This is a genomic window from Rhizomonospora bruguierae (genome assembly GCF_018397995.1).
Taxonomy (GTDB): domain Bacteria; phylum Actinomycetota; class Actinomycetes; order Mycobacteriales; family Micromonosporaceae; genus Rhizomonospora; species Rhizomonospora bruguierae.
In genome coordinates, this window is the sequence record NZ_BBQH01000094.1 from 1 (window position 1) to 19,548 (window position 19,548).

Annotated in this window: 19 protein-coding genes and 1 pseudogene; 9 read left to right on the forward strand and 11 right to left on the reverse strand. The window is 74.8% G+C overall.

Translation table 11 applies throughout. The annotated features are described in order from the left end of the window. Positions 1–41: 41 nt before the first annotated feature. Entirely contained in the window at positions 42–392 is a 351-nt protein-coding gene (locus KJS59_RS28945) for a hypothetical protein (protein WP_213456871.1), read from the reverse strand. On the opposite strand from KJS59_RS28945, the gene KJS59_RS28950 reads away from it, so the two are divergent. The 3 genes from KJS59_RS28950 (at position 367) to KJS59_RS28955 (ending at position 1,402) form a co-directional block, all read left to right on the forward strand. After that, complete coding sequence (locus tag KJS59_RS28950; RefSeq protein ID WP_213456873.1) at positions 367–774, forward strand: hypothetical protein; 408 nt, start codon at positions 367–369, stop codon at positions 772–774. The two genes, KJS59_RS28945 and KJS59_RS28950, sit on opposite strands and share 26 nt — an antisense overlap. Before the next feature lie 248 nt (positions 775–1,022). Continuing rightward, entirely contained in the window at positions 1,023–1,151 is a 129-nt protein-coding gene (locus tag KJS59_RS31935) for a hypothetical protein (RefSeq protein ID WP_283775924.1), read from the forward strand. A gap of 8 nt (positions 1,152–1,159) precedes the next feature. After that, positions 1,160–1,402, forward strand: coding sequence for a transposase family protein (locus KJS59_RS28955; protein ID WP_376771294.1), 243 nt, complete (start codon positions 1,160–1,162; stop codon positions 1,400–1,402). A 317-nt stretch (positions 1,403–1,719) separates the two neighbouring features. Here the strand turns inward: KJS59_RS28955 and KJS59_RS28960 are convergent, their stop codons facing one another. The 5 genes and pseudogenes from KJS59_RS28960 to KJS59_RS28980 form a co-directional block, all read right to left on the reverse strand. Then, positions 1,720–2,280: a DUF3592 domain-containing protein gene (locus KJS59_RS28960; protein ID WP_213456876.1), complete on the reverse strand. Its 561-nt coding sequence runs from the start codon at positions 2,278–2,280 to the stop codon at positions 1,720–1,722. 166 nt (positions 2,281–2,446) lie between these two features. Next, on the reverse strand, positions 2,447–3,403 hold the full coding sequence (locus KJS59_RS28965) for a hypothetical protein (protein ID WP_213456878.1): 957 nt from the start codon (positions 3,401–3,403) through the stop codon (positions 2,447–2,449). 231 nt (positions 3,404–3,634) lie between these two features. Continuing rightward, positions 3,635–4,393 carry a YaaA family protein gene (locus tag KJS59_RS28970; RefSeq protein WP_213456880.1) on the reverse strand — a complete coding sequence of 253 codons (759 nt, stop codon included), beginning with the start codon at positions 4,391–4,393 and terminating at the stop codon, positions 3,635–3,637. Positions 4,394–4,461: 68 nt separating this feature from the next. Beyond that, positions 4,462–5,205, reverse strand: coding sequence for an ABC transporter permease (locus KJS59_RS28975; RefSeq protein ID WP_213456882.1), 744 nt, complete (start codon positions 5,203–5,205; stop codon positions 4,462–4,464). A 6-nt stretch (positions 5,206–5,211) separates the two neighbouring features. Further along, a pseudogene (locus KJS59_RS28980) lies at positions 5,212–5,934 on the reverse strand (ABC transporter ATP-binding protein); the annotation flags it as partial. Between the two features lie 131 nt (positions 5,935–6,065). On the opposite strand from KJS59_RS28980, the gene KJS59_RS28985 reads away from it, so the two are divergent. The 3 genes from KJS59_RS28985 to KJS59_RS28995 all read left to right on the forward strand — a co-directional run bounded on the left by KJS59_RS28985 (position 6,066) and on the right by KJS59_RS28995 (position 12,162). Beyond that, the gene (locus KJS59_RS28985; protein WP_249715079.1) at positions 6,066–8,039 is read left to right on the forward strand and encodes a sensor histidine kinase; all 1,974 of its coding nucleotides are present in this window, start codon (positions 6,066–6,068) and stop codon (positions 8,037–8,039) included. Beyond that, complete coding sequence (locus KJS59_RS28990) at positions 8,003–8,656, forward strand: response regulator (RefSeq protein WP_213456886.1); 654 nt, start codon at positions 8,003–8,005, stop codon at positions 8,654–8,656. Before KJS59_RS28985 ends, KJS59_RS28990 begins: the two co-directional genes overlap by 37 nt. A 158-nt stretch (positions 8,657–8,814) precedes the next feature. Continuing rightward, positions 8,815–12,162, forward strand: coding sequence for a BTAD domain-containing putative transcriptional regulator (locus tag KJS59_RS28995; protein WP_213456888.1), 3,348 nt, complete (start codon positions 8,815–8,817; stop codon positions 12,160–12,162). On the opposite strand, the gene KJS59_RS29000 is transcribed toward KJS59_RS28995, so the two are convergent. From KJS59_RS29000 to KJS59_RS29020, 5 genes are all read right to left on the reverse strand, one after another. After that, on the reverse strand, positions 12,144–12,971 hold the full coding sequence (locus tag KJS59_RS29000; protein ID WP_213456890.1) for an ABC transporter permease: 828 nt from the start codon (positions 12,969–12,971) through the stop codon (positions 12,144–12,146). The two genes, KJS59_RS28995 and KJS59_RS29000, sit on opposite strands and share 19 nt — an antisense overlap. Continuing rightward, entirely contained in the window at positions 12,968–13,969 is a 1,002-nt protein-coding gene (locus KJS59_RS29005; RefSeq protein WP_213456892.1) for an ATP-binding cassette domain-containing protein, read from the reverse strand. The genes KJS59_RS29000 and KJS59_RS29005 overlap by 4 nt, the downstream gene beginning before the upstream one ends. Before the next feature lie 317 nt (positions 13,970–14,286). Further along, positions 14,287–14,847: a cysteine hydrolase family protein gene (locus KJS59_RS29010; RefSeq protein ID WP_213456894.1), complete on the reverse strand. Its 561-nt coding sequence runs from the start codon at positions 14,845–14,847 to the stop codon at positions 14,287–14,289. Positions 14,848–14,876: 29 nt separating this feature from the next. After that, positions 14,877–16,313 (reverse strand): MFS transporter, encoded by a 1,437-nt coding sequence (locus tag KJS59_RS29015; RefSeq protein ID WP_249715080.1) that lies wholly within the window; start codon positions 16,311–16,313, stop codon positions 14,877–14,879. Then, the gene (locus tag KJS59_RS29020) at positions 16,310–16,762 is read right to left on the reverse strand and encodes a MarR family winged helix-turn-helix transcriptional regulator (RefSeq protein ID WP_249715081.1); all 453 of its coding nucleotides are present in this window, start codon (positions 16,760–16,762) and stop codon (positions 16,310–16,312) included. Before KJS59_RS29020 ends, KJS59_RS29015 begins: the two co-directional genes overlap by 4 nt. A gap of 130 nt (positions 16,763–16,892) precedes the next feature. On the opposite strand from KJS59_RS29020, the gene KJS59_RS29025 reads away from it, so the two are divergent. From KJS59_RS29025 to KJS59_RS29035, 3 genes are all read left to right on the forward strand, one after another. After that, positions 16,893–17,645 (forward strand): hypothetical protein, encoded by a 753-nt coding sequence (locus KJS59_RS29025; protein WP_213456896.1) that lies wholly within the window; start codon positions 16,893–16,895, stop codon positions 17,643–17,645. 90 nt (positions 17,646–17,735) lie between these two features. Next, positions 17,736–18,968 carry an NAD(P)/FAD-dependent oxidoreductase gene (locus KJS59_RS29030; RefSeq protein WP_249715082.1) on the forward strand — a complete coding sequence of 411 codons (1,233 nt, stop codon included), beginning with the start codon at positions 17,736–17,738 and terminating at the stop codon, positions 18,966–18,968. A 5-nt stretch (positions 18,969–18,973) separates the two neighbouring features. Next, positions 18,974–19,548, forward strand: a 575-nt coding sequence (locus tag KJS59_RS29035) for a helix-turn-helix domain-containing protein (protein ID WP_213456898.1), incomplete at its 3' end; no start/stop codon positions are given.

Below are 19,548 nucleotides of genomic sequence, written 5' to 3' on the forward strand. Positions count from 1 at the left end.
ACGTTTTGAGCCAGCCTGCGATCTTGGGCGGCGCCGGGCGTCTACTTCTCGGTTTTACGGCTGCGCACGGTGCGCTTCGCGGGCTTCGTCTGGTCGGCGGGTTCGCGGCGGTCGGCGAAGGGGTCTGTGGCGAAGTTGCCGTGGCTGGTCTGGTAGCGGGTGGCTTCCTCGATGAGGTCGCGGTGTCGGTCGGCGTGGGCGAGCAGGTCGGCTAGGGCGGTGTTGCGGTCGGCGGCCGTGGTGGCGGTGTTGAGGCGTTGGACGATGTCTTGCTGGGTGGCGAGGTAGTCGGCGATGCTCGACGACGGCTGGCTGCTGACCGGCAGCGCCAGCCTGCAACGCATGCCGTGGTGGGAAACTCCACCGGTGCAGCTGGCCATCGCCGCGCTCATCCTGGCCAGCTCGCTGGCCGCCGTGGTGATGGCCCCGATCGGTACCCTGCGACGCCGACCGGGCGCCGCCCGCCGGTGGCTTGCCGCCGGACTGGGCGCGGCCAACGCCGCCTTCCTCGTCGGATTCCCCGTGCTGATGGCGGCGACGCTGGCCGATCCGTCGGCCATCCTCTACGGCATTCCGACCCCCGTCGCCGCGCTGCTGGCGCTGCCACTGGTCAGCGCGGTGCTCACCGCACCGACCGCGGTGGCCGCCGTGCGCGCCCTGCGGCGACCGGCCGAGCGGGTCACGACCCGCGCCGGCTACTCCCTCTTCACCATCGTCAGCGTCGGCTACCTTGCCTGGCTCGCCTGTTGGCACCTCCTCGGCTGGCAACCGTGACCGGCCTCCTACTCGGCGCGGCCTGACCACCACCGCCCACGTTCGTGGCCGGTGTCGGCCCCGGCGCACGGGCACAGCAAGAAGGAGGCGGAGCACCCTCCCGTACCGCCTCCTCCGGATCCCCGTCCAGCGGCTGGCCAGATAGTTCCACCGCCATTTAGCTTGTGACGCTAGCTAGATGGGATTGCGGTGTAGGTCGCATCGGATGCTAATCGGTGCCCGCGACCGGCCTGAGTGGAGGCACGATCATGGACATCTCGCCGGAGTTCTCGACACTTGGTGTGCTGCTGTCGATCGCGTTGCTCGCCGTCCGGGTCGTCCATCCGCTGATCGGAAAGCGGATGTATGAGCGCCATCGACCAGAAACTCGCCGGTAGAACGGGTCATGGCCGACGGCGCCTACCGCGGCAACCCGCAGGTGATCATCCCGTACCGCAAGCCCACCGACGGCGCCGAGCTACCCGGCTGGAAAGCCGACCTGAACAAGCAGCACCGCACCGTCCGCGCGCAGGTCGAACACGCCCTGGCCCGGATGAAGTGCTTCAAGATCCCTGCGCGACTACCGCCGCGCCGCCCACACATTGACCGATACCGCTTCCGGCGTCCTAACCTTCTCATCGGCCCATAGCATGTTAGGCAGCAGCGCGTGTGCATGATCATGTCGGCGCGTGTGGAGCCGAGGGCCGCACGAAGCGGTGCCAGCCGGCAGTCCCGACCTGGGCCGCGCTCGCGCACCGCTGACCGGCCCGCGACTTCTGGCCTGGGGCGTTGGTCGCCTACTGCTGGCCGGCCTGTGGGTCTGGCCTGGGTTGTGGTCGCGCCGCTGGGCCTGTGGGGTCTGGCCTGGGGTTTTGGTCGCGCATCGTTGACCGGGTAGCGGGTCTGGCCTGGGCCTTGGTTGTGTACCGCTGACCGGCCGGTGGGCCCGCGCCCGCCGGTCGTGGCTCAGCGGGGAGCGCGGCCCCGCCCGCGGGCCCTGCCGGTGCGGGCGGAGACAAGCCGCCACGCGGCCCACCCGGTCCCGGCCAGCAGCGCCCCGCCGGCGGCGACGAGCAACCATCGCGAGCCGACCGCCACGTCATCCTTGACATCGGCCACCCGGTCGGGGGCCTGCGGGTCGTAGCGCAGGGTGATCGGCGCGCCCTCCTCCTGCTTCGTGCTCGCGGAGGGATCGATAACCTCGGCCGTGACCTCGTCACCGGCGGCCGTCGTGAACTGCACGGTCAGGGACGTGCGCTTGCCGCCCTGGACCTCCACGATCCGGCCGGTCGTCACGACCCCGCGGGCCTCCAGCAGATAGTGGTCGTGCCACTCGTCGATGCCGATGGCGAGCAGCGCGCCGCCCACGGCCAACCCGACAACGACGGCGATCCAATTCGGCCGGTCGAACTGGGCGTAACGCGTCCAGCGCCCCGGCTTGGGTCCGCGCAGCACCGGCCGGCTGAGGATCTCCCGCTGCCTGCCGGACGCCCACCGCCGCCGTCGCCGCTCCCGTCGACCAGCCACCCGCCCAGTATGCCGGCGCTGGACCACCCCGTCGATCTTGAAGGGCAGCCCCCGGGGCGAGATCTTGGTACGACACGCCGCTTTCTGTTTTTCCGACCAGATCGGTACCAAGATCCGCCCATGGCCGGCCCGGGGAGGCAGAGGGCAGCAGCGTGACCCAGGGCGGTTATGCGGTGGCGTGGGCGAGGGCGGTGTGGAGTTGGCGCATGGCCAGCAGTGAGGAGCGGACCTCCTGGAGCAGTTCGGTGGTGCGCAGCGGCCGGCCCCACGTGTGTCGGGCGAGGTCGTCGAAGCCGATCGTCTCGATGCCGCATCCGTAGCGGCCGCCGAGCAGCCGGACGGCGTCGCAGTGCTGGTGCAGGACGTACGGGTGGTTGGTGATGAGCAGCACGCGCTCGGCCCGGCCCGGCGTGTGGACGTGTTCGGCCCAGCCCAGGAGCGTGTCGGCCGTGTTCGCCCGGCGCGGTGGCCGGGTCGACGCGGCGGCGAGCACGTGGACTTCCTCGATGCCCGGGCGCGGTTCGGCCCAGACGCGGTGCCACCAACCGTCGCCCTCGCGCGCGGTTGCGGGCTCGGCGAGGTCCAGGTACCGGCGCAGCCCGGTCAGCATCATGTCGGCCTCGGTCTCGATCGGGCCGAGGCCGAGGCGAGCCGCCTCGCGGTGTTCGCGGTCGTCGCGCCACCGGAGGCTGCCCAGCCCGGCGACGGTCCGGACGCGCAGGCCCGCGAGCAACCGGGCGGCGTACTCGGCGCGGCCAAGGGTCACGCGGATGCCTCCGCCCAGCACGACGAGGTGGTCGTAGCGGTCGTGGGCGGGCCACTCCCGGTCGCCGAGTCCGAGCGTGTGGATCAGGGCGCGTAGCCGGGCGTCGAGGTCGTCCCCGTAGTCGACGTGGGTCGTGTCGAAGCGTTCCCGGACGCCGGCACGGAAATCCCACACCCGCGAGAACTCCGCCACCCGGTCCAGCACCGACCCGAGCGGGCCGGCGGGCACCTCGCCGCCGAAGTGGCCGACCAGTTCCGCCAGGGCCGGCGACGTCACCCACTCCCGGATCGCGGCGGACACCGCCACGGGGTCGGGGCCGCCGGGTTCGCAGGGCGGCAGCGCGATGGGTGGCGTCACCGCACTGGCACCTCCTCGCCGGCCGTTGGGGACCGCAGACTACAACACGACGCACGGCCGCCGGCCGCGCTCGGCGCGGCGACGCCGGCAACCGGGCCGTCGTCCCGGCGGCGGCCGGCCCGCGGTGAGCGTCCGCTGATCGGGCCGGGCGAGGACGGTACGGGCCGCGGGGCGACCGGGCGGCCTGGCGGGCCGCCGAAGCCCGCCTGGCCGGCCGATGACCGTACCGCGTCAGGTGAGCCGCACGGACAGGCCCTTCCCGCCGAACCGCTCGCACACGTAGACGGGTTCGCGCTGTGAGCTGAGCGCCTTGTCGTACGCGTAGCCGATGTCGGCGAAGCCGGTCAGGTCGGTGGCGCGGGTCGTGACCATCCACCGGGCGAAGGCGCCCCGGGCGATCTTGGCGTGCACGACGACGAACTTCGGCTGCCCGGTCTGCCCGTCGACGGTCAGGAACTTCGGGGTCACGACCCGGTCGGCATCGACGTACCTGGTGACCGTGCGGCTGTACTCGGCCGCCGCGAGGTTGACGATCCGGCCCTCGGCCGGCAACTGCTCGGCGATCGCGCCGCCCCAGAACCGGTACAGGTTCAGGTCCGGCAGGCGGTAGCCCATCTCCAGCCGGTAGGGCTGGATGCCGTCGAAGGGCCGCAGGATGCCGTACAGGCCGGACAGGATCCGGAGGTGCGCGTCGGCGTACCGGCGGTCGGCCGGGCCGAACGAGTCGACGCGCAGGCCGCTGTAGATGTCACCGACGAACGTCTCGGCCGCCGGGGCGGTGGGCTCCGCCGTCCAGTCGTCGTACTGCGCCCTGGTCCTCGCGGCCAGCTCGGCCGAGATTGTCATGGCCCGCGCCAGGTGCGCCGGCGTGAGCGCCCGGAGCCGCCCGATCAGCTCCGCCGCGCGGTCGATGAGCACCGGCGTCCCACTGGGCCGCGTGCCGGACGACGGCAGCCGCATCGTCTTGGAGCTGTGCATCAGGATGATCACCTGGGCATTGTCTCAGCACAGCGGCGGGCGCCCCGGCCTCCGCCGGGCGCACCCACCGCCCGGATGCGTCAGGTCCAGCGGAAGAACCGGACCGCGAGGCCGCCGAACAGGGCGACCGACGCGGCGGCCACGGCCAGGTGTAGCGGCCGCGGCCAGCCGCCGGCCCACGTGTCCTGCAGCGCCTGGGACGCCGCGCCCAGCGGGACGAAGTCGGCGACGCGCCGCACCGCCGCGGGCATCAGGGGGCCGGGCGTCCACACCCCCGCGAAGAACAGCATCGGGAAGTACACCACCTGCCCGATCCCGGCGGCCGCCCTGGCGCTCTTGGCCACCGCGGCCAGGCACAGCGCCAACGCGCCCATCGCGGCAGCGCCCAGCACGAGCGCCAGCGCGAAGCCGGCCGGGTTGCCCGGCAGGGGGATGCCGAAGGCCAGGCGCCCGGCCAGCCACGCCAGCAGGCAGCCGGCCAGCAGCGCCAGCAGGTTCACCGCCACCTGCGCGCCCAGCAGCGCCGCCGGGGAGGCCGGCGTCGTCGCGAGCCGGCGCAGCACCCCCCTTTCCCGGTACAGCGCCAGCGTGTTCAGCAGAGGGACCAGCATCGCGGTGGCGATGGCGAGGGCGAGGGCGATCGGGAAGAAGAACTCGATCGGCACCCGGCCGCCGATGTCCGCGCTGGGGTCACGGAAGGCGGGAATGGCCGAGCCCAGCACCACGAGCAGCACGGCGGGGAACAGCACGGCGAAGAACACGCCGAGCGGCTCGCGCAGGTACAGCTTGATTTCCACAATGGACAACTTCAGCACGGTCGGCACGGCTCAGACCTCCTGGGTCAGCGAGAGGAACGCGTCTTCGAGGGTGGGCCGCTCGCCCCGCCGCGCGGGCACGGCGGCGACGAGCGCGGCCGGGGTGTCCAGGGCCACGACCCGGCCGGCCTTGAGCACGGCCAGCCGGTCGCACAGCCGTTCGGCCTCGTCCATGAAGTGGGTGACCAGCACGACGGTGACGCCGCGGGCGCGCACCGCCCGGATCAGGTGCCACACCTCGCGCCGCGCCTCCGGGTCCAGCCCGGTCGTCAGCTCGTCCAGTATGGCCACCTCGGGGTTGCCCACCAGGGCGAGCGCGACGGACAGGCGCTGCTTCTGGCCGCCGGAGAGCCGCCCGTAGGCGGCGTCGCGCTTGTCGGACAGGCCCAGGTCGGCCATGAGCTGACGCCAGTCGGCCGGTTGGCGGTAGAAGGAGGCGTAGAGGTCCAGCGCCTCCCACACCTTGATCCGCTCCGGCAGTCGGCCCTCCTGGAGTTGGACGCCGACCCGCTGCCGCAGCTCGACCCGGTCCCGCTGCGGGTCCAGGCCGAGTACCCGGACGGCACCGGAATCGGGGCGGCGCAACCCTTCCAGCGTCTCGACGGTGGTGGTCTTGCCGGCGCCGTTGGGGCCGAGCAGGCCGAAGATCTCGCCGCGCTCGACGTCGAACGAGACGTCGTGCACCGCGACCGTGTCGCCGTACCGCTTGTGCAGGTTCCGGACTTCGATGATCGCCATGCCGACGACGCTACGAACCGCATCGGCCGCCGAGAATGTGTCTGCGCGCCGGGTCAGGGTGTGCCTAGCTACACCCCGGCCGGCACTCAGCCGCAGTGCGCCAGCCCGACCAGGCCGGGCAGACTTGCGGCATGAACCGGTCGGTCTGGGCATCCCCGCGGGAATGGGCGGTCGCACCGCTGCGCGGGCTGGCCCTCGTAGCGCTCGCCGTGGCGGGGTTCGGCTACGCCCTGGCGATGGTGGTGGCCGCCACGCTCGTGGTGACCTACCCGGCGGGGGTCGCGGGGTCGCGCCGCCTGACCGGGCTGTCGCGTGCCCTGGCCGGTCGGTGGAGCGGCGTCGAGATCCCCACCCTGTACCGGCCCGGCCGGGCGCCCGAACCCGTGCGGCGGCCGGATGGCTGGTACGAGCACGACGCGCACCTCTACCGCACGCCCCGGACGCCGGCGTTCCTGGGGCGCCTGGCGTGGCTCTCCGCGGACCCGGCGACCACCCGCGACTGGCTCTGGCTGGTGCTCTACGGCCCGGTCGGCGCCCTGCTCGCGGCGATACCCGCGGTCGGGGTCGCCGGCGGTCTGATCGCCGCGATCGCCCTCGGTGGCGCCGGCCGGGCAGCGGGGGTGGCGGCGGTGGTCCTCGGGGTCGCCGCCGGGCCGGCCGCGGTGCGGCTGCACGGCCGCTGGGCCGGCCGCTGGCTCGGGCGCAGGGAGCGCTCATGGTGGCGCAGATCGGGCCTGTCCGCCTGGACCGGCCGGAGTTTCCAGGCGGCGTGGCACGCGGTGGCGCTGGCCGGGCTGGCCCTGCTCGGCCTGATCCCGCTCGCGCTCCTGCTGCTCGGGGTGATCCTCGCCGGTGGTTTCGGCATCACGATGGGCGCCCAGGCCCTGCGCCCCGCCCTGAACCGCTACCGGCGCCTGGCGGCCGGGTGGGGCGGCGTGACCATCCCCCAGCCGTACCTGCCGCGCCCGGCGGCGCCCGAGCCCGACCCGGACGGGCGCTACCGGGCCGACCGGCATCTCTACAAGACGCGCGAGGCCGCCGCCCGGGCGCAGTACTTCCCGTGGCTGTACCGCGACCGGGCCACCTGGCGGGACTTCGCCTGGCTGGTCACCGCCCCCGTCGTCGGGCTGCTCGCCGTGATCCCGGCGGTGCTGGTCGGGTACTTCTTCCTCGGGCTGTTCTGGCCGCTGCTGTGGTGGCCGCTGTGGGGCCTACCGCTCGGGCTGATCACCGGAATCTGGATCCCGCCGTGGTACCTGTGGCGCCCGGCCCAGGCCCTTGTGCCGGCCCTCGCCGCGGTGCCGGGGTGGCTGAGCTGCCTGCTCGGGCTCGTCCTCGGCCTGGCCGGCCTGCTGCTGGCCGTGCCGGTGCGCCGCGCGATCGTGGGCTGGAGCGCGCTGCTGCTGCGCCCGACCCGGGCCGCCGTCCTGCAGGCGGAGTCCGACCGGCTGGCCGCCCGGGTGGAGCGCCTGACCGAGACCCGCGCCGACGCGGTGGACGCGCAGGCGGCCGAGCTGCGCCGCATCGAGCGGGACCTGCACGACGGCGCGCAGGCGCGGATGGTGGCCGTCGGGCTCAGCCTCAACGCCATCGAGCAGTTGCTGGACCGCGATCCGGCCGCCGCCCGGGAGCTGCTGCGCCAGACCCGCGATGCCTCGGCGACGGCCCTGGCCGAGCTGCGCGACCTGGTCCGGGGCATCCACCCGCCGGTGCTCGCCGAGCGCGGCCTCGGCGACGCGGTCCGGGCCGTGGCGTTGGACAGCCCCCTGCCGGTCGACGTGACCGTGGACCTGCCCGGCCGCCCGCCGGCCCCGGTCGAGTCGGCCGCCTACTTCGCGGTCATCGAGGCGCTGGCCAACGCGAGCCGGCACGCCGAGCGGGTGACCGTCGACATCCGGCACGCCGGGGGCGTACTGCGGCTGGTCGTCACCGACGACGGGCCGGGCGGCGCGGACCCGCAGCGCGGTACCGGGCTGCGCGGCATCCGGCGGCGGCTGGGTACATTCGACGGTGTCCTCGCCCTGCACAGCCCGCCGGGCGGCCCGACGGTCGTGACGATGGAGATCCCGTGCGCGTTGTCCTCGCCGAGGACCTCGTCCTCCTGAGGGAGGGCCTGGCCCGGCTGCTGGAGGCGCGGGGCCACACCGTCGTCGCGGCGGTGGAGACCGGCCCCGACCTGCTGGCCGCCCTGCTGCGGGAGCGCCCGGACGTGGGCGTGGTGGACGTGCGGCTGCCGCCCTCGCACACCGACGAGGGGCTCCAGGCGGCGCTGGCCGCCCGCCGCGAGGTGCCGGGCCTGCCGGTCCTGGTCCTGTCCCAGCACGTCGAGCAGCTGTACGCCCGGGAGCTGCTGGCCGACGGAGCCGGGGCGGTGGGGTACCTGCTCAAGGACCGGGTGCTCAACGTCGATCAGTTCTTCGACGCGGTCGACCGGGTGGCCGCGGGCGGCACCGCGATGGACCCCGAGGTGATCGCGAAGCTGCTCGCCCGCCGGGGCGCGGACGAACCGCTGGAGCGGCTCACGCCGCGCGAGCGCGAGGTGCTGGCGCTCATGGCGGAGGGGCGCTCCAACGCGGCCATCGGGCAGCGGCTCTACTTGAGCGAGAGCGCGATCGGCAAGCACACCGCGAGCATCTTCGGCAAGCTGGGCCTGGCCGCCTCCGACGACGACAACCGGCGGGTCCTGGCCGTACTCGCGTACCTCGACGGCGCCCGCCGCTGACACCGCCCGCCTCTTGCGAACGGCTCCGCCCCGCCCGGCCCATCGCCAATAGCGCCGGCCCGCCCGGGCCCATCGCGAATGGCTCCGGCCCGCCCGGGCCCCCCGGGGGCCGACCCCCGCGTTCCGGCCCGGTGGCCGGGACGCGAGAGGATCGGGGGGTGGACGAACGCGGGGGGCCGGAGCAGGGAATCGAGGTGGCACTGCTCGGTCCGTTACGGGTGAGCCGGGGCGGGGTGACGGCACCGCTGCCGGGCAGCCGCCTGCGCGGCCTGCTGGCCCGGCTCGCGGTCGTCGCCGACCGCCCGGTCGAGGCCGCCACCCTGGTCGACGCGGTGTGGCCGGAGAAGCGGCCGGCCGCCCCCGCCAACGCGCTCCAGTCGCTGGTCTCCCGGCTGCGCCGCGCGCTGGGCTCCGCCGCCGCGGTGGAGCAGGTGGCCGGCGGGTACCGGCTGGCGGTCCCGGTGCACTCCGTCGACGCCACCCGGTTCGAGGGGCTCGCCGAGCGGGGCCGCGCCCGGCTGCGGGCCGGCGATCCGGGCACCGCGTCCACCGTCCTCGCCGAGGCCATGGCGCTGTGGCGCGGGCCGGTGGCCGCCGAACTCGCCGCCGTGGCGCCCGCGGCGGCCGTCCGGCTCGCCCACGCCCGGATCGGTGCGGCGGCCGACCTGGCCGAGGCGGACCTGCTGCTGGGCCGGCACGCCGAGGTCGCCGGGCGGCTGCCGGCCCTGCTGGCCGAGGAGCCGCTGGACGAGCGCCTCGCCGGCCTGCACATGGACGCCCTCGCCGGGTCCGGCCGGCAGGCGGAGGCGCTGGCGGTGTACGAGCGGATCCGCCGCGACCTGGCCGACGGGTTGGGGGCTGACCCGGGCAGCGGGCTGCGCGAGCGCCACCTGCGGCTGCTGCGTGCGGGAAGCGAGCCGGCCGGCGCCCGGGCGGGGAGCGCGTCGACGCCACCGCCCGCGGGGAACCTGCCCGCCGCGCTGACCAGCTTCGTGGGCCGGGACGAGGACCTGGCCCGGGTCGAGGCGTTGCTCGCGGCCGGGCGCCTGGTCACCGTCCTCGGGCCGGGCGGCGCCGGCAAGACCCGGCTGGCGGTGGAGGCGGCGGCCCGGCTCGCCGGCCGGTTCCCGGACGGCACCTGGCTGGTGGACCTGGCGCCGGTCACCGAGCCGAACGAGGTCGCCGCCGCGATCGTGTCGACCCTCGGGGTCCGGGGCGCGGGGCTGTTCGAGCAGCGACCGGGGCGGCCGGTGCCGGGCGGCCGGGCCGCGCTGGACGTCCTGCTGGAGCGGCTGGCGCACCAGGAGACGCTGCTGGTGCTGGACAACTGCGAGCACCTGGTCGCGGCGGCGGCCGAGGTGGCCACCGCGCTGCTGGTCCGCTGCCCCCGGTTGTGGGTGCTGGCGACCAGCCGGGAGCCGCTGGCGGTGGACGGCGAGGCACTGGTCCCGCTGGCCTCGCTGGACCTGCCGCCGCCCGGCGCCGACCCCGCCGGCGCGGCGAGGTCCCCCGCGGTGCGGCTGTTCGTCGAGCGCGCCGCCGCGGTCCGGCCCGGCTTCGCGGTGGCCCCGGCGACCGTCGGCGACGTGGTGCAGGTGGTTCGCCGCCTCGACGGCCTGCCGCTGGCGCTGGAACTGGCCGCGGCGCGGCTGCGCACCCTGCCGCTGGCCGACCTGGCCGCCGGGCTGTCCGACCGGTTCCGGCTGCTGGCCGGCGGCAGTCGCACCGCCCTGCCCCGGCACCGCACCCTGCGCGCGGTGATCGCCTGGAGTTGGGACCTGCTCGGCGCCGACGAGCGGATCGTGGTGGAGCGCGTCTGCGTGCTGCCGGCCGGCGTGACGCCCGGGTCGGCCGCCGCCGTCTGCGCCGGCACCGGCATCGGCGCCCAGCGGGTACCGGACCTGCTGGCCGCCCTGGTGGACCGGTCACTGCTGCACCTGGCCGGCGAGGGCCCCCGGTACCGGATGCTGGAGACGCTGCGCGAGTACGGGGTCGAGCGGCTGGCCGAACGCGGCGAGCTGACCGCCGTCCGGGAGCTGGCCGCCCGCCACGTCGCCGGCCTGGTCGCCGCGGCCGACCCGCTGCTGCGCAGCGCCGATCAGTTGCCGGCGCTGTCGCTGCTGCGCGCCGAGTACGACAACGCGCTCGCCGCGCTGCGCCACCACTGCGACTCGGGCGACGGCGCCGCCGCCGTCCGGCTCGCGCTGGACCTGTCCTGGTACTGGTTCCTGCTCGGCCAGCACACCGAGGCGGTGTACTGGCTGGGCGAGGCGCTGGCCACGCCCGGCCGGCCCGATCCGGTGACCGTGGACAGCGCCCGCGTCATGCACAGGTGGAACATGCTCGGCGCCGAGCCGGGCGGGCGCGTCGAGGGGTCGGACGAGCGCCGCGGGATGCGCGACCTGGTCGCCCGGCTCGCCGCCCTGGCCCCGCTGCCCGGCGTTCCGGGCGTCCTGGCCTGCGCCCTGCTGTACTTCTCCGGCCAGGTCACCGACGCCGTGCGCCAGATGGCGATCGTGGCCGGCGGCGCCGATCCCTGGCTGTCGGCCCTGGCGCTGCTGTTCCGGTGCCGCCTGGCGGAGAACGAGGGCGACATGGCGCGGTTGCGCCGCGACGCCGATCGGACGCTGGCCGGCTTCCGGGCCACCGGCGACCGGTGGGGGCAGACGAGCATCCTGCCGCTGCGCGCGGTCGTCCGCCAGTACGACGGTGACCTCGACGGCGCGCTGGCGGACCTGCGCACCGCCCGCGCCCTGTCCCGGGAGTTCGGTGCGCTGGACCTCGCCGACGAGATCTTCCTCGAACTGCGCTGGGCCGACCTGCACACGCGGCGCGGCGAGCCGGCGGAGGCCGAAGCGGCGCTGGCCGCCGCGCGGGCCCGGGCCGGGCGCGCGGCCTCGCCGGAGTTGATCGCCATGGTCGACGCCGTGGAGGCGGCGATCATGATCCGGCGGGGACTGCTCGACCGGGCGGAGCGCCTGCTGTACGCCGTCGAGCGGCGGCTGGATGACAACCGGACGGCGACGTTCAGCGGCGACCACGGCCGGGCCATCATCGGCGGCGTCCAGGCCATGCTCGCGACCGCCCGGGGCGACCTGGCGACCGCCCGGTCGCTGCTGGGCGGCGCGTACGCCGCGGCCGTGGGCGCCCGGGACATGCCGCTCCTGGCCCTGGTCGCGACCGCTGCCGCCGAACTGGCCGCCGCCGAGGGCCGGTACCGCCAGGCCGTGCTGCTGCTCGGCGCGGCGGCCCGGGTGCGCGGCGCCGAGGACCGCACCGACCCGCAGGTGGCCGGGCTGATCCGGCGCGCCCGGGCGGTGCTCGGCCCGGCCGGCTTCGCCGACGCCCACGCCGCCGGGTGGTCGCTCGATCCGCAGGCCGCCGTCCGGCGGATCGACCCGGCCCGCCACGGCGATGGCGGTACCGGCGCCGCCGGTACCGCCATCGCCGGTGACCCGCCGGCCGCGGGGGACGCCCCGGTCGCCGCTCAGGCGCGGCGGGAGTAGGCGCGCAGCGCCAGCGGGACGAGCACCACCAGGAAGCCGGCCATCCACAGCAGCGTCGGCAGCAGGTGCCCGGCGACCGGCCCGCCCACCAGCAGCCCGCGCATCGTGGCGACCAGCGGCGTCATCGGGTTGACGTGGACGAACGCCTGGAGCCAGCCGGGCAGCGTCGAGGTGGGCACGAACACGTTGCTGCCGAAGGACAGCGGGAAGATGACCATGAACATGGCCCCCTGCACGGCGCCCGGCGAGCGCACCAGCATCCCGACGAGCACCGACAGCCAGCAGAAGCTGAGCCCGAACCCGATCGCGAGGGCGACAGCGGCGACGGTGGCCACCGGGTTGGTGCCGATCCGGAAGCCCATCGCCGCGCCGGCGACCAGGATCACCACGCACACGGTCAGGTAGCGGACGATGTCGGCGGCGACCGCACCCACCAGCGGCGCCGAACGGGAGATCGGCAGCGAGCGGAAGCGGTCGAAGACGCCCTTCTCGATGTCCGCGTTGAGGTTCTGCCCGAGCGCGATGCCGCCCATCGCCAGCGACTGCCCGAGGATGCCGGGGAGCAGGAACTGCAGGTAGCTGTGCCGATCGCCGTCGCTGATGGCGCCACCGAACAGGTACGTGAACATCATCAGGAAGATGATCGGCTGGAGGGTCACGTCGATCAGCGCCTCGGGCGTGCGCAGCGTCTTGATCAGGCTGCGCCGGGCCAGGGCGACGGCGTGCCGGGCCAGCGCGACCGGCGGGCCGCCGCGGCGGGCGGTCCGGTGCCGTACGGCACGGGGGCCGGCGGTGTCGAGGATGGTCATACCAGCTCCTTGGCGGTGGTGGGGGTGTCGTAGTCGGCGCCGCCGGCGGGCGCGCCGGTCAGGGTGAAGAAGACCTCGTCGAGGCTGGGCAGGTGCAGGCCCAGCTCGGTCACCTCGACGCCGGCGCCGGCCAGCGCGGCGACGACCGGGCCGAGGACGGCGTCGCCGGTCACGGGCACCGTCGCGGCGCCGGGGCGGGAGCCGGTGGCGGTGTCCAGCACCGCGGACATGCCGGGTGCGGCCACGTCGTCGAGCACCTTCAGCACCTCCGGTAACCGGGCGGGATCGGCGGGGCGGACCAGCAGCCGCTGCCCGCCGACCCGGCGTTTGAGCCCCTCCGGCGTGTCGTGGGCGATCACCCGGCCGCCGTCCACCACGACGATCTCGTCGGCCAGCGCGTCCGCCTCCTCCAGGTACTGGGTGGTCAGCAGCACGCTGGACCCGTCGGCCACCTGGGCGCGCACCACGCCCCACATCTCCTCGCGCTTGGCGGGGTCCAGACCGGTGGTCGGCTCGTCCAGGAAGATCACCTCGGGCCGGCCGACCAGGCTCGCCGCCAGGTCGAGGCGGCGGCGCATGCCCCCGGAGTACGTCTTGGCCGGCCGGCGCGCGGCGGCGGACAGGCCGAACCAGTCCAGCAACTCCTCGGCGCGCCGGCGGGCGTCCCGGCCGGGCAGGTCGAGCAACTGGCCGATGAGGACCAGGTTCTGCCGGCCGGTCAGGTCCTCGTCGACCGAGGCGTACTGCCCGGTGAGGCCGATCAACCGACGTACCCGGTCCGGATGGCGCAGTACGTCGACGTCGGCGACCTGGGCGCTGCCCGCGTCCGGGCGCAGCAGCGTCGCGAGGATGCGCACCGTCGTGGTCTTGCCCGCGCCGTTCGGGCCCAGCATGCCCAGCACCGTGCCGCGCCGGACGGCCAGGTCCACCCCCTCAAGCGCCTGGGTGCGCCCGAACCTTTTCCGCAGCCCCTCGGCGCGCACCACCAGATCTGACATCGTGATCCCCCTCATCGCGGCCCGGCGTCGCACCGGGCCCGTCGCCAGACTGCACCCGGGCACTGACACCGGGCGCACACGGCGCTGTCAGGAACCCCGACGCCCATAACAGCAAGCGCACTGTGCCCGGCCCCGCTCCGCGGGGGGCAGTACCCGGGGTGAGATCTTGGCGCGAAACACCGCTTTTCCGACCAGATCGGTACCAAGATCTCCCGGCGGAGAGTCGTGCGGCGGCGCCGCACCCACCCGCTCCGGCATCGCCCTGGTCGTCCGGCGGCTTCACCCGCTCGTACAGTCCATCATGGAGTGGCTGACCGTCAGAGGGCCCGGATCCACTCGTCGGTGGTGGTGACGACCGCCTGGCGGGGGAACACCTTCTCGGTCAGCACCCGGTGCACCTCGGGATCGGCGTCGGCGCAGGCGTCCGCGAGCACCGTGAGCCGGTAGTCCAGGTCGGCGGCCTGGCGCACGGTGGAGAGCACGACGCCGCCGGTCGAGACGCCGGCCAGGACGAGCGAGTCGGCGCCGGTGCCGCGTAGCAGCACGTCCAGGTCGCTGCCGCTGAAGGCGCTGACGCGACGCTTGGTGATGACCGGTTCGTCCGGCCGCGCTTGCAGGGCGGGGTGGATCTGGGTGGCCGGATGGTCCTGCGTCATGGCGTCGCCGAATTGGTGGATACGGCCGAAGGTCGGGTTCGCCCCGGCGACCTCGGGGTAGCCGGGGCGGAAGGCCACCCGGACGAACATGACCGGGATGTCGTTGTCACGGGCGGCCCCGACCGCGCGCCGGGCGGCGGCGAGGACGGTGTCACCGTCGACGCGGCCGAGAATGCCGTTCTGGAAGTCCATGATGAGCAGGACCGTGCGGGTGTCGGACATGGGATCCTCTCGGGGTTTGGTGGGTGTGGTCAGCGGGCGCCCGTCGCCGCCAGTCGGGTGGTGGGGGCCGGCCCGCCGTCGCCGTCGGGTCGGCCGACCCGGGCGAGCGACCGGTCGGTGATCGTGAGAATCAAGAACAGCGCCGCGGCGGCGACGAGGAACACCCCGAGGTGGTGCAGCCCGGGCGTGTCGGCGGTGCGGCCGAAGAACGCCGCGGTGGCGGCCGAGGCGGTGATCGCGCCGAGGTAGGTGAAGGTGCGCAGCAGCCCGGACGACGATCCCAGCCGCTCGGGGTGTGCCTGGTGGTAGACCGCGTTCTGGTTGGCCAGGCTGTTCAGGCCCTGCGGGATGCCGAAGACGACCGCGAGGACCACGAGCAGCCAGATCCCGCAGCGTGCGCCGAGGACGAGCAGCAGCGCGCACCCGGCGAGCTGGGCGACGGCCCCGGCGATGAGCTTGCCGCGGATCTGGGGACGCCGCCCGGTGATCGCGGCCACGGCGATCCCGACCGCTGACATGGGCAGTAGCAGCAGGCCCGCACCGGTCGGGCTGAGGTTCCGGCTGTCCTCCGCCCACTGGGTGAAGCCGTAGAGGAAGGCGTAGGAGACGGTCATCGCCAGCAGGGTGCGGGCGTAGGTGGCCAGGAGGGGGAGGTTGCCGCCGAGCAGGCGCAGGTCGAGGAACGGTTCGGTGGTGCGCAGTTCCCGCCGGGCCAGCGCGACGCCGGCCACCGCGGTGACCGCCGGCAGGTAGGCGTGGCGCAGGCCGGGATTCATGAGGAACAGCAGCAGCGACACGAGCATCGCGGCGAACAGCGCGATCCCGGGCAGGTCCATCCGCGTCCTCGGGTGTCCACTGTGCGGGGCCGCACCACACGCGGCGTCCCCGCCGGGCAGGAACACCGCGGCGGTGGCGAAGCTGACCACGGCCAGTGGGACGTTGATGGCGAACGTCGTGCGCCACCCGCCCAGGTCGATCAGCAGGCCGCCCAGCGTGGGGCCGACGGCCGCGACCGTCTGGCTGGCGACGGCCAGCGCGGTCAGCACGCCGCTCGGGCTGGCCAGGCCGGTGCGCCGGGACTCGGCCCGGATGAGGAACATCGAGGCCGGGTAGCCGGCGCAGGTGCCGAGGCCGAGGATCACCCGCGCGACCACCAGCACCGCGAGGTTGGGTGCCAGCGCGCCCAGCAGCCCGGCGACCCCGGTCAGGACCGCGCCGGCCAGGAACAGCCGCTTGGGGCCGAACAGGTCGACCAGGCGTCCCACCACCGGCTGGCCGATGGCGGTGGCCAGGTACAGGGCCGAGATGAGCCAGGCCGTCTGCGCCGCCGGCGCCCCGAACGCCCGCCCGATCGGGACCAGTGACACCGCGATGATCGAGGAGTTGATCGGGTTCAGGATGCTCCCGAGGATCATCGGGCCGATCAGCTTCCGGTCGAACCGGTGGGCGAGCTGCCCGCCGTTCACCGGTCCGCCAGCTCGCCGAGCAGGGCCAACGCCTCGTTGATGGTGGCGAGTTGGTCGGCGGTGAAGCGCTCGTCCATCGACTGGGCCAGCCAGTCGCGCCGGCCCTGCCGGTCGTGGCTCACGCGTGCCAGGCCCGCCTCGCTCAGCGTGATGATCTGCCGGCGCCCGTCCTCCGGGTCCGGCGAGCGCTCGATCAGGCCCCGCTGCTCCAGGGTGTTCAGCGTCGCGGTCATCGACTGCGAGCGCACCCCCTCGGCCAGCGCCAGCAGCGTGTTCGAGGAGGCGCCGTCCTTGTCCAGGCGCAGCAGTACCGACGTCTGCGACGGCGTCAGGCCGCCCATCGGCAGCTGCCGCATGCGGGCACGCAGCCGGCGGAACAGCACGGCGAGGTCGCGAGCCGCCGCGCTCGCGGCGGGCGTCGGGGCCCGGTCGGAACTCGCTTCCGTCACGGCGGCCACCTCCTTCGCTAACCTACGTAACCGTACTACGTAGGTTACCTGTGTATCTGCGGCGTACCCGCGGCCGGTTGAGTATCCGTGCGGATGCGAGCGGCTCCCGGCGGCTGCGAGGCTTGGCGCCATGCGTCGAGTGATCACTGCCGTGGTGTGCCTGGTCGCGCTCGCCGGCTGCGCGCGGCCGGGCGAGGTACCGCCACCCGCCGGCCCGGGTGACGACTGGGGTCTCTTCCAGGCCGATGTCACGGCGGTGCGGGCGAGTGTGAACCCGCGCGAGCTCGTGCTGACCGTGGCGCTGCTCGCCAGCGCCGACGGCTGCTCCCGTGACCCGCGCATCGGGTACCTGGCCGAGGAGAACAACCGCGTCCACGCCAACGTGGTGCAGGAGTCGCGGCTCTCGGGCGTCGTCGGGGCGTGCCCCACGCACACGCCCGGCGAGGTGACCCTGACTGCCCGGGAGCCGATCGGTGACCGGATCGTCGTGCTGAACGAGCGGCCGTGGAAGCGCGACGGAACCGGGTACCACGCCTGCGACGAGACCTTCGGCTGCGACCCGATGCCGGCGGACCACTGCGACCCCGCCTGGATCAGCGTCGCGGTCCAGGGGATGGACGTGTCCCGGCACTCCACGGGCTCGGTCGAGGCGTGCGACGGCGGGTGGCTGGTCATGCGGGTGCCGTGGGATCCGGTGCCGTGCGGCGCCGAGCCGGGGCCGGGCTGTACCCCTTCGGTCAGCGTGCGCCGCTACTTCCTGCGCTGGGGCGGCCCGCGCGGCTGGGCCGTGATCGCCAGCACGACGCAGGCCGGCTGCGCAACCGTGCGCGGCGTCGAGCCGGACTTCCCCGGCAAGCTGTGCGCCAAGCTGCCCCAGCCCTGAGTCGGCCCGCCCGGGATCTTTCTAACGGACACGATGATTGACGAAAGAATGTCGGGTGTCTACGGTCGACCCAGGAGAGAGGAGACCGTGGTGGAGACCTTCGTCATCGTGGGCGCCGGGCTGGCCGGCGCGAAGGCGGCGCAGGCCCTACGCGAAGAGGGCTTCGACGGGCCGCTGGTGCTGATCGGGGAGGAGAACCACCACCCGTACGAACGGCCGCCGCTGTCCAAGAAGTACCTGATGGACCAGGCGGGCCGGGACGCCGCCGCCGTCCACCCGGGAGGCTGGTACGACGAGCACGCGGTGCGGCTGCGCCTCGGCACGGCGGTGACGGCGCTCGACCCCGCCGGCCACGAGGTGACGCTCGCCGACGGGGAACGGCTCGGGTACGCGAAGCTGCTGCTGGCCACCGGTGCCTCGCCGCGCCGGCTGCCGGTACCCGGCGCGGACCTGGACGGCGTGTTGACCCTGCGCCGCTTCGAGGACAGCGACCGGATCAGGGCGGCGCTGTCGCGGTCCGGCCGGATCGCGGTCGTGGGCGGCGGGTGGATCGGCCTCGAGGTGGCCGCGGCGGCCCGCGCGGCGGGCGTCGAGGTCACCGTGCTGGAGGCGGCCGACCTGCCGCTGCTGCGCGTGCTCGGCCCCGAGGCGGCCCGGGTCTTCGCCGACCTGCACCGGGCCAACGGCGTCGACCTGCGGTGCGGGGTGCGGATCGAGCGGCTCACCGGCGCCGGGGGGCGGGTCACCGGGGTCCGCCTGGCCGACGGCACCGAGATCGCCGCGGACGCGGTGGTGGTGGGCATCGGCGCCGCGCCCAACACCGGGCTGGCCGTGGACGCCGGCCTGGACGTCGACGACGGCATCCGGGTCGACGCGGCGCTGCGCACCTCCGATCCCGACGTCTACGCCGCCGGGGACGTGGCCAACGCCTGGCACCCGCTGCTCGGCCGGCACCTGCGGGTCGAGCACTGGGCGAACGCGCTGCACCAGCCCCAGACCGCCGCGAAGGCGATGCTCGGGCAGCGGGCCGCCCACGACCGGCTGCCCTACTTCTACACCGACCAGTACGACCTGGGCATGGAGTACACCGGCTTCGTCGACCCGGACGACCGGTACGAGGTGGTCTTCCGCGGCGACGTGCAGCGGCGCGAGTTCATCGCGTTCTGGCTGGCCGACGGGCGGGTGCTGGCCGGCATGAACGTCAACGTCTGGGACGTCACCGAGCCGATCGAGGCGCTCGTCCGCTCCGGCCGGGCGGTCGACCCCGCCCGCCTGGCGGACCCGGCGGTGCCGCTGGCGGACCTGTTGTCCACCGGAGACTAGTCCCGATGGCGCAGTTCGAGGCGGACGTGGCCAGCGTGGCCGCGCTCGGTGAGCCCGTGCGCCGCGATCTCTACCGGTACGTGGTGGGCCAGGGCCGGCCGGTCAGCCGGGAAGCCGCGGCGGCCGGCGTCGGCGTGCCGCACCACGTGGCGAAGTTCAACCTCGACCGGCTGGTCGCCCAGGGCCTGCTGGAGGTCGAGTACCGGCGGCCGCCGGGGCGCGGCGGTCCGGGTGCCGGCCGCCCCGCCAAGCTCTACCGGCGCGCGGCCCGGGACATCTCGGTGACCCTGCCCGAGCGCCACTACGATCTCGCCGGCCGGGTCATGGCCGAGGCGATCACCGTGGCGACCCGCGACGGCGTTCCCACCCGCGACGCCCTGCGGACGGCCGCCAGGGCGACCGGGCAGCGCATGGGGGAGGCCGGCGGGGGCCCGGGGGAGGCCGGCGGGGCCCGCCCGCCCCTCGAAGCGGTCGCCGACGTGCTGGCCCGCAACGGCTACGAGCCGCGCCTCGCCGCCGCTTCCCGCGACGGCGCCCGCGCCGCCCGCGCCGCAGCCGGGTGCACCGCCGCCGCCAGCGC

Coding starts and splice junctions, on each gene's coding strand:
- KJS59_RS29005 (WP_213456892.1), bottom strand. CDS start 13,969: ATGTCAGATCTGGTGGTGCGCGCCGAGGGGCTGCGGAAAAGGTTCGGG.
- KJS59_RS28955 (WP_376771294.1), top strand. CDS start 1,160: ATGGCCGACGGCGCCTACCGCGGCAACCCGCAGGTGATCATCCCGTAC.
- KJS59_RS31935 (WP_283775924.1), top strand. CDS start 1,023: ATGGACATCTCGCCGGAGTTCTCGACACTTGGTGTGCTGCTGTCGATC.
- KJS59_RS29025 (WP_213456896.1), top strand. CDS start 16,893: ATGCGTCGAGTGATCACTGCCGTGGTGTGCCTGGTCGCGCTCGCCGGC.
- KJS59_RS28985 (WP_249715079.1), top strand. CDS start 6,066: ATGAACCGGTCGGTCTGGGCATCCCCGCGGGAATGGGCGGTCGCACCG.
- KJS59_RS29000 (WP_213456890.1), bottom strand. CDS start 12,971: ATGACCATCCTCGACACCGCCGGCCCCCGTGCCGTACGGCACCGGACC.
- KJS59_RS28945 (WP_213456871.1), bottom strand. CDS start 392: ATGAGCGCGGCGATGGCCAGCTGCACCGGTGGAGTTTCCCACCACGGC.
- KJS59_RS29010 (WP_213456894.1), bottom strand. CDS start 14,847: ATGTCCGACACCCGCACGGTCCTGCTCATCATGGACTTCCAGAACGGC.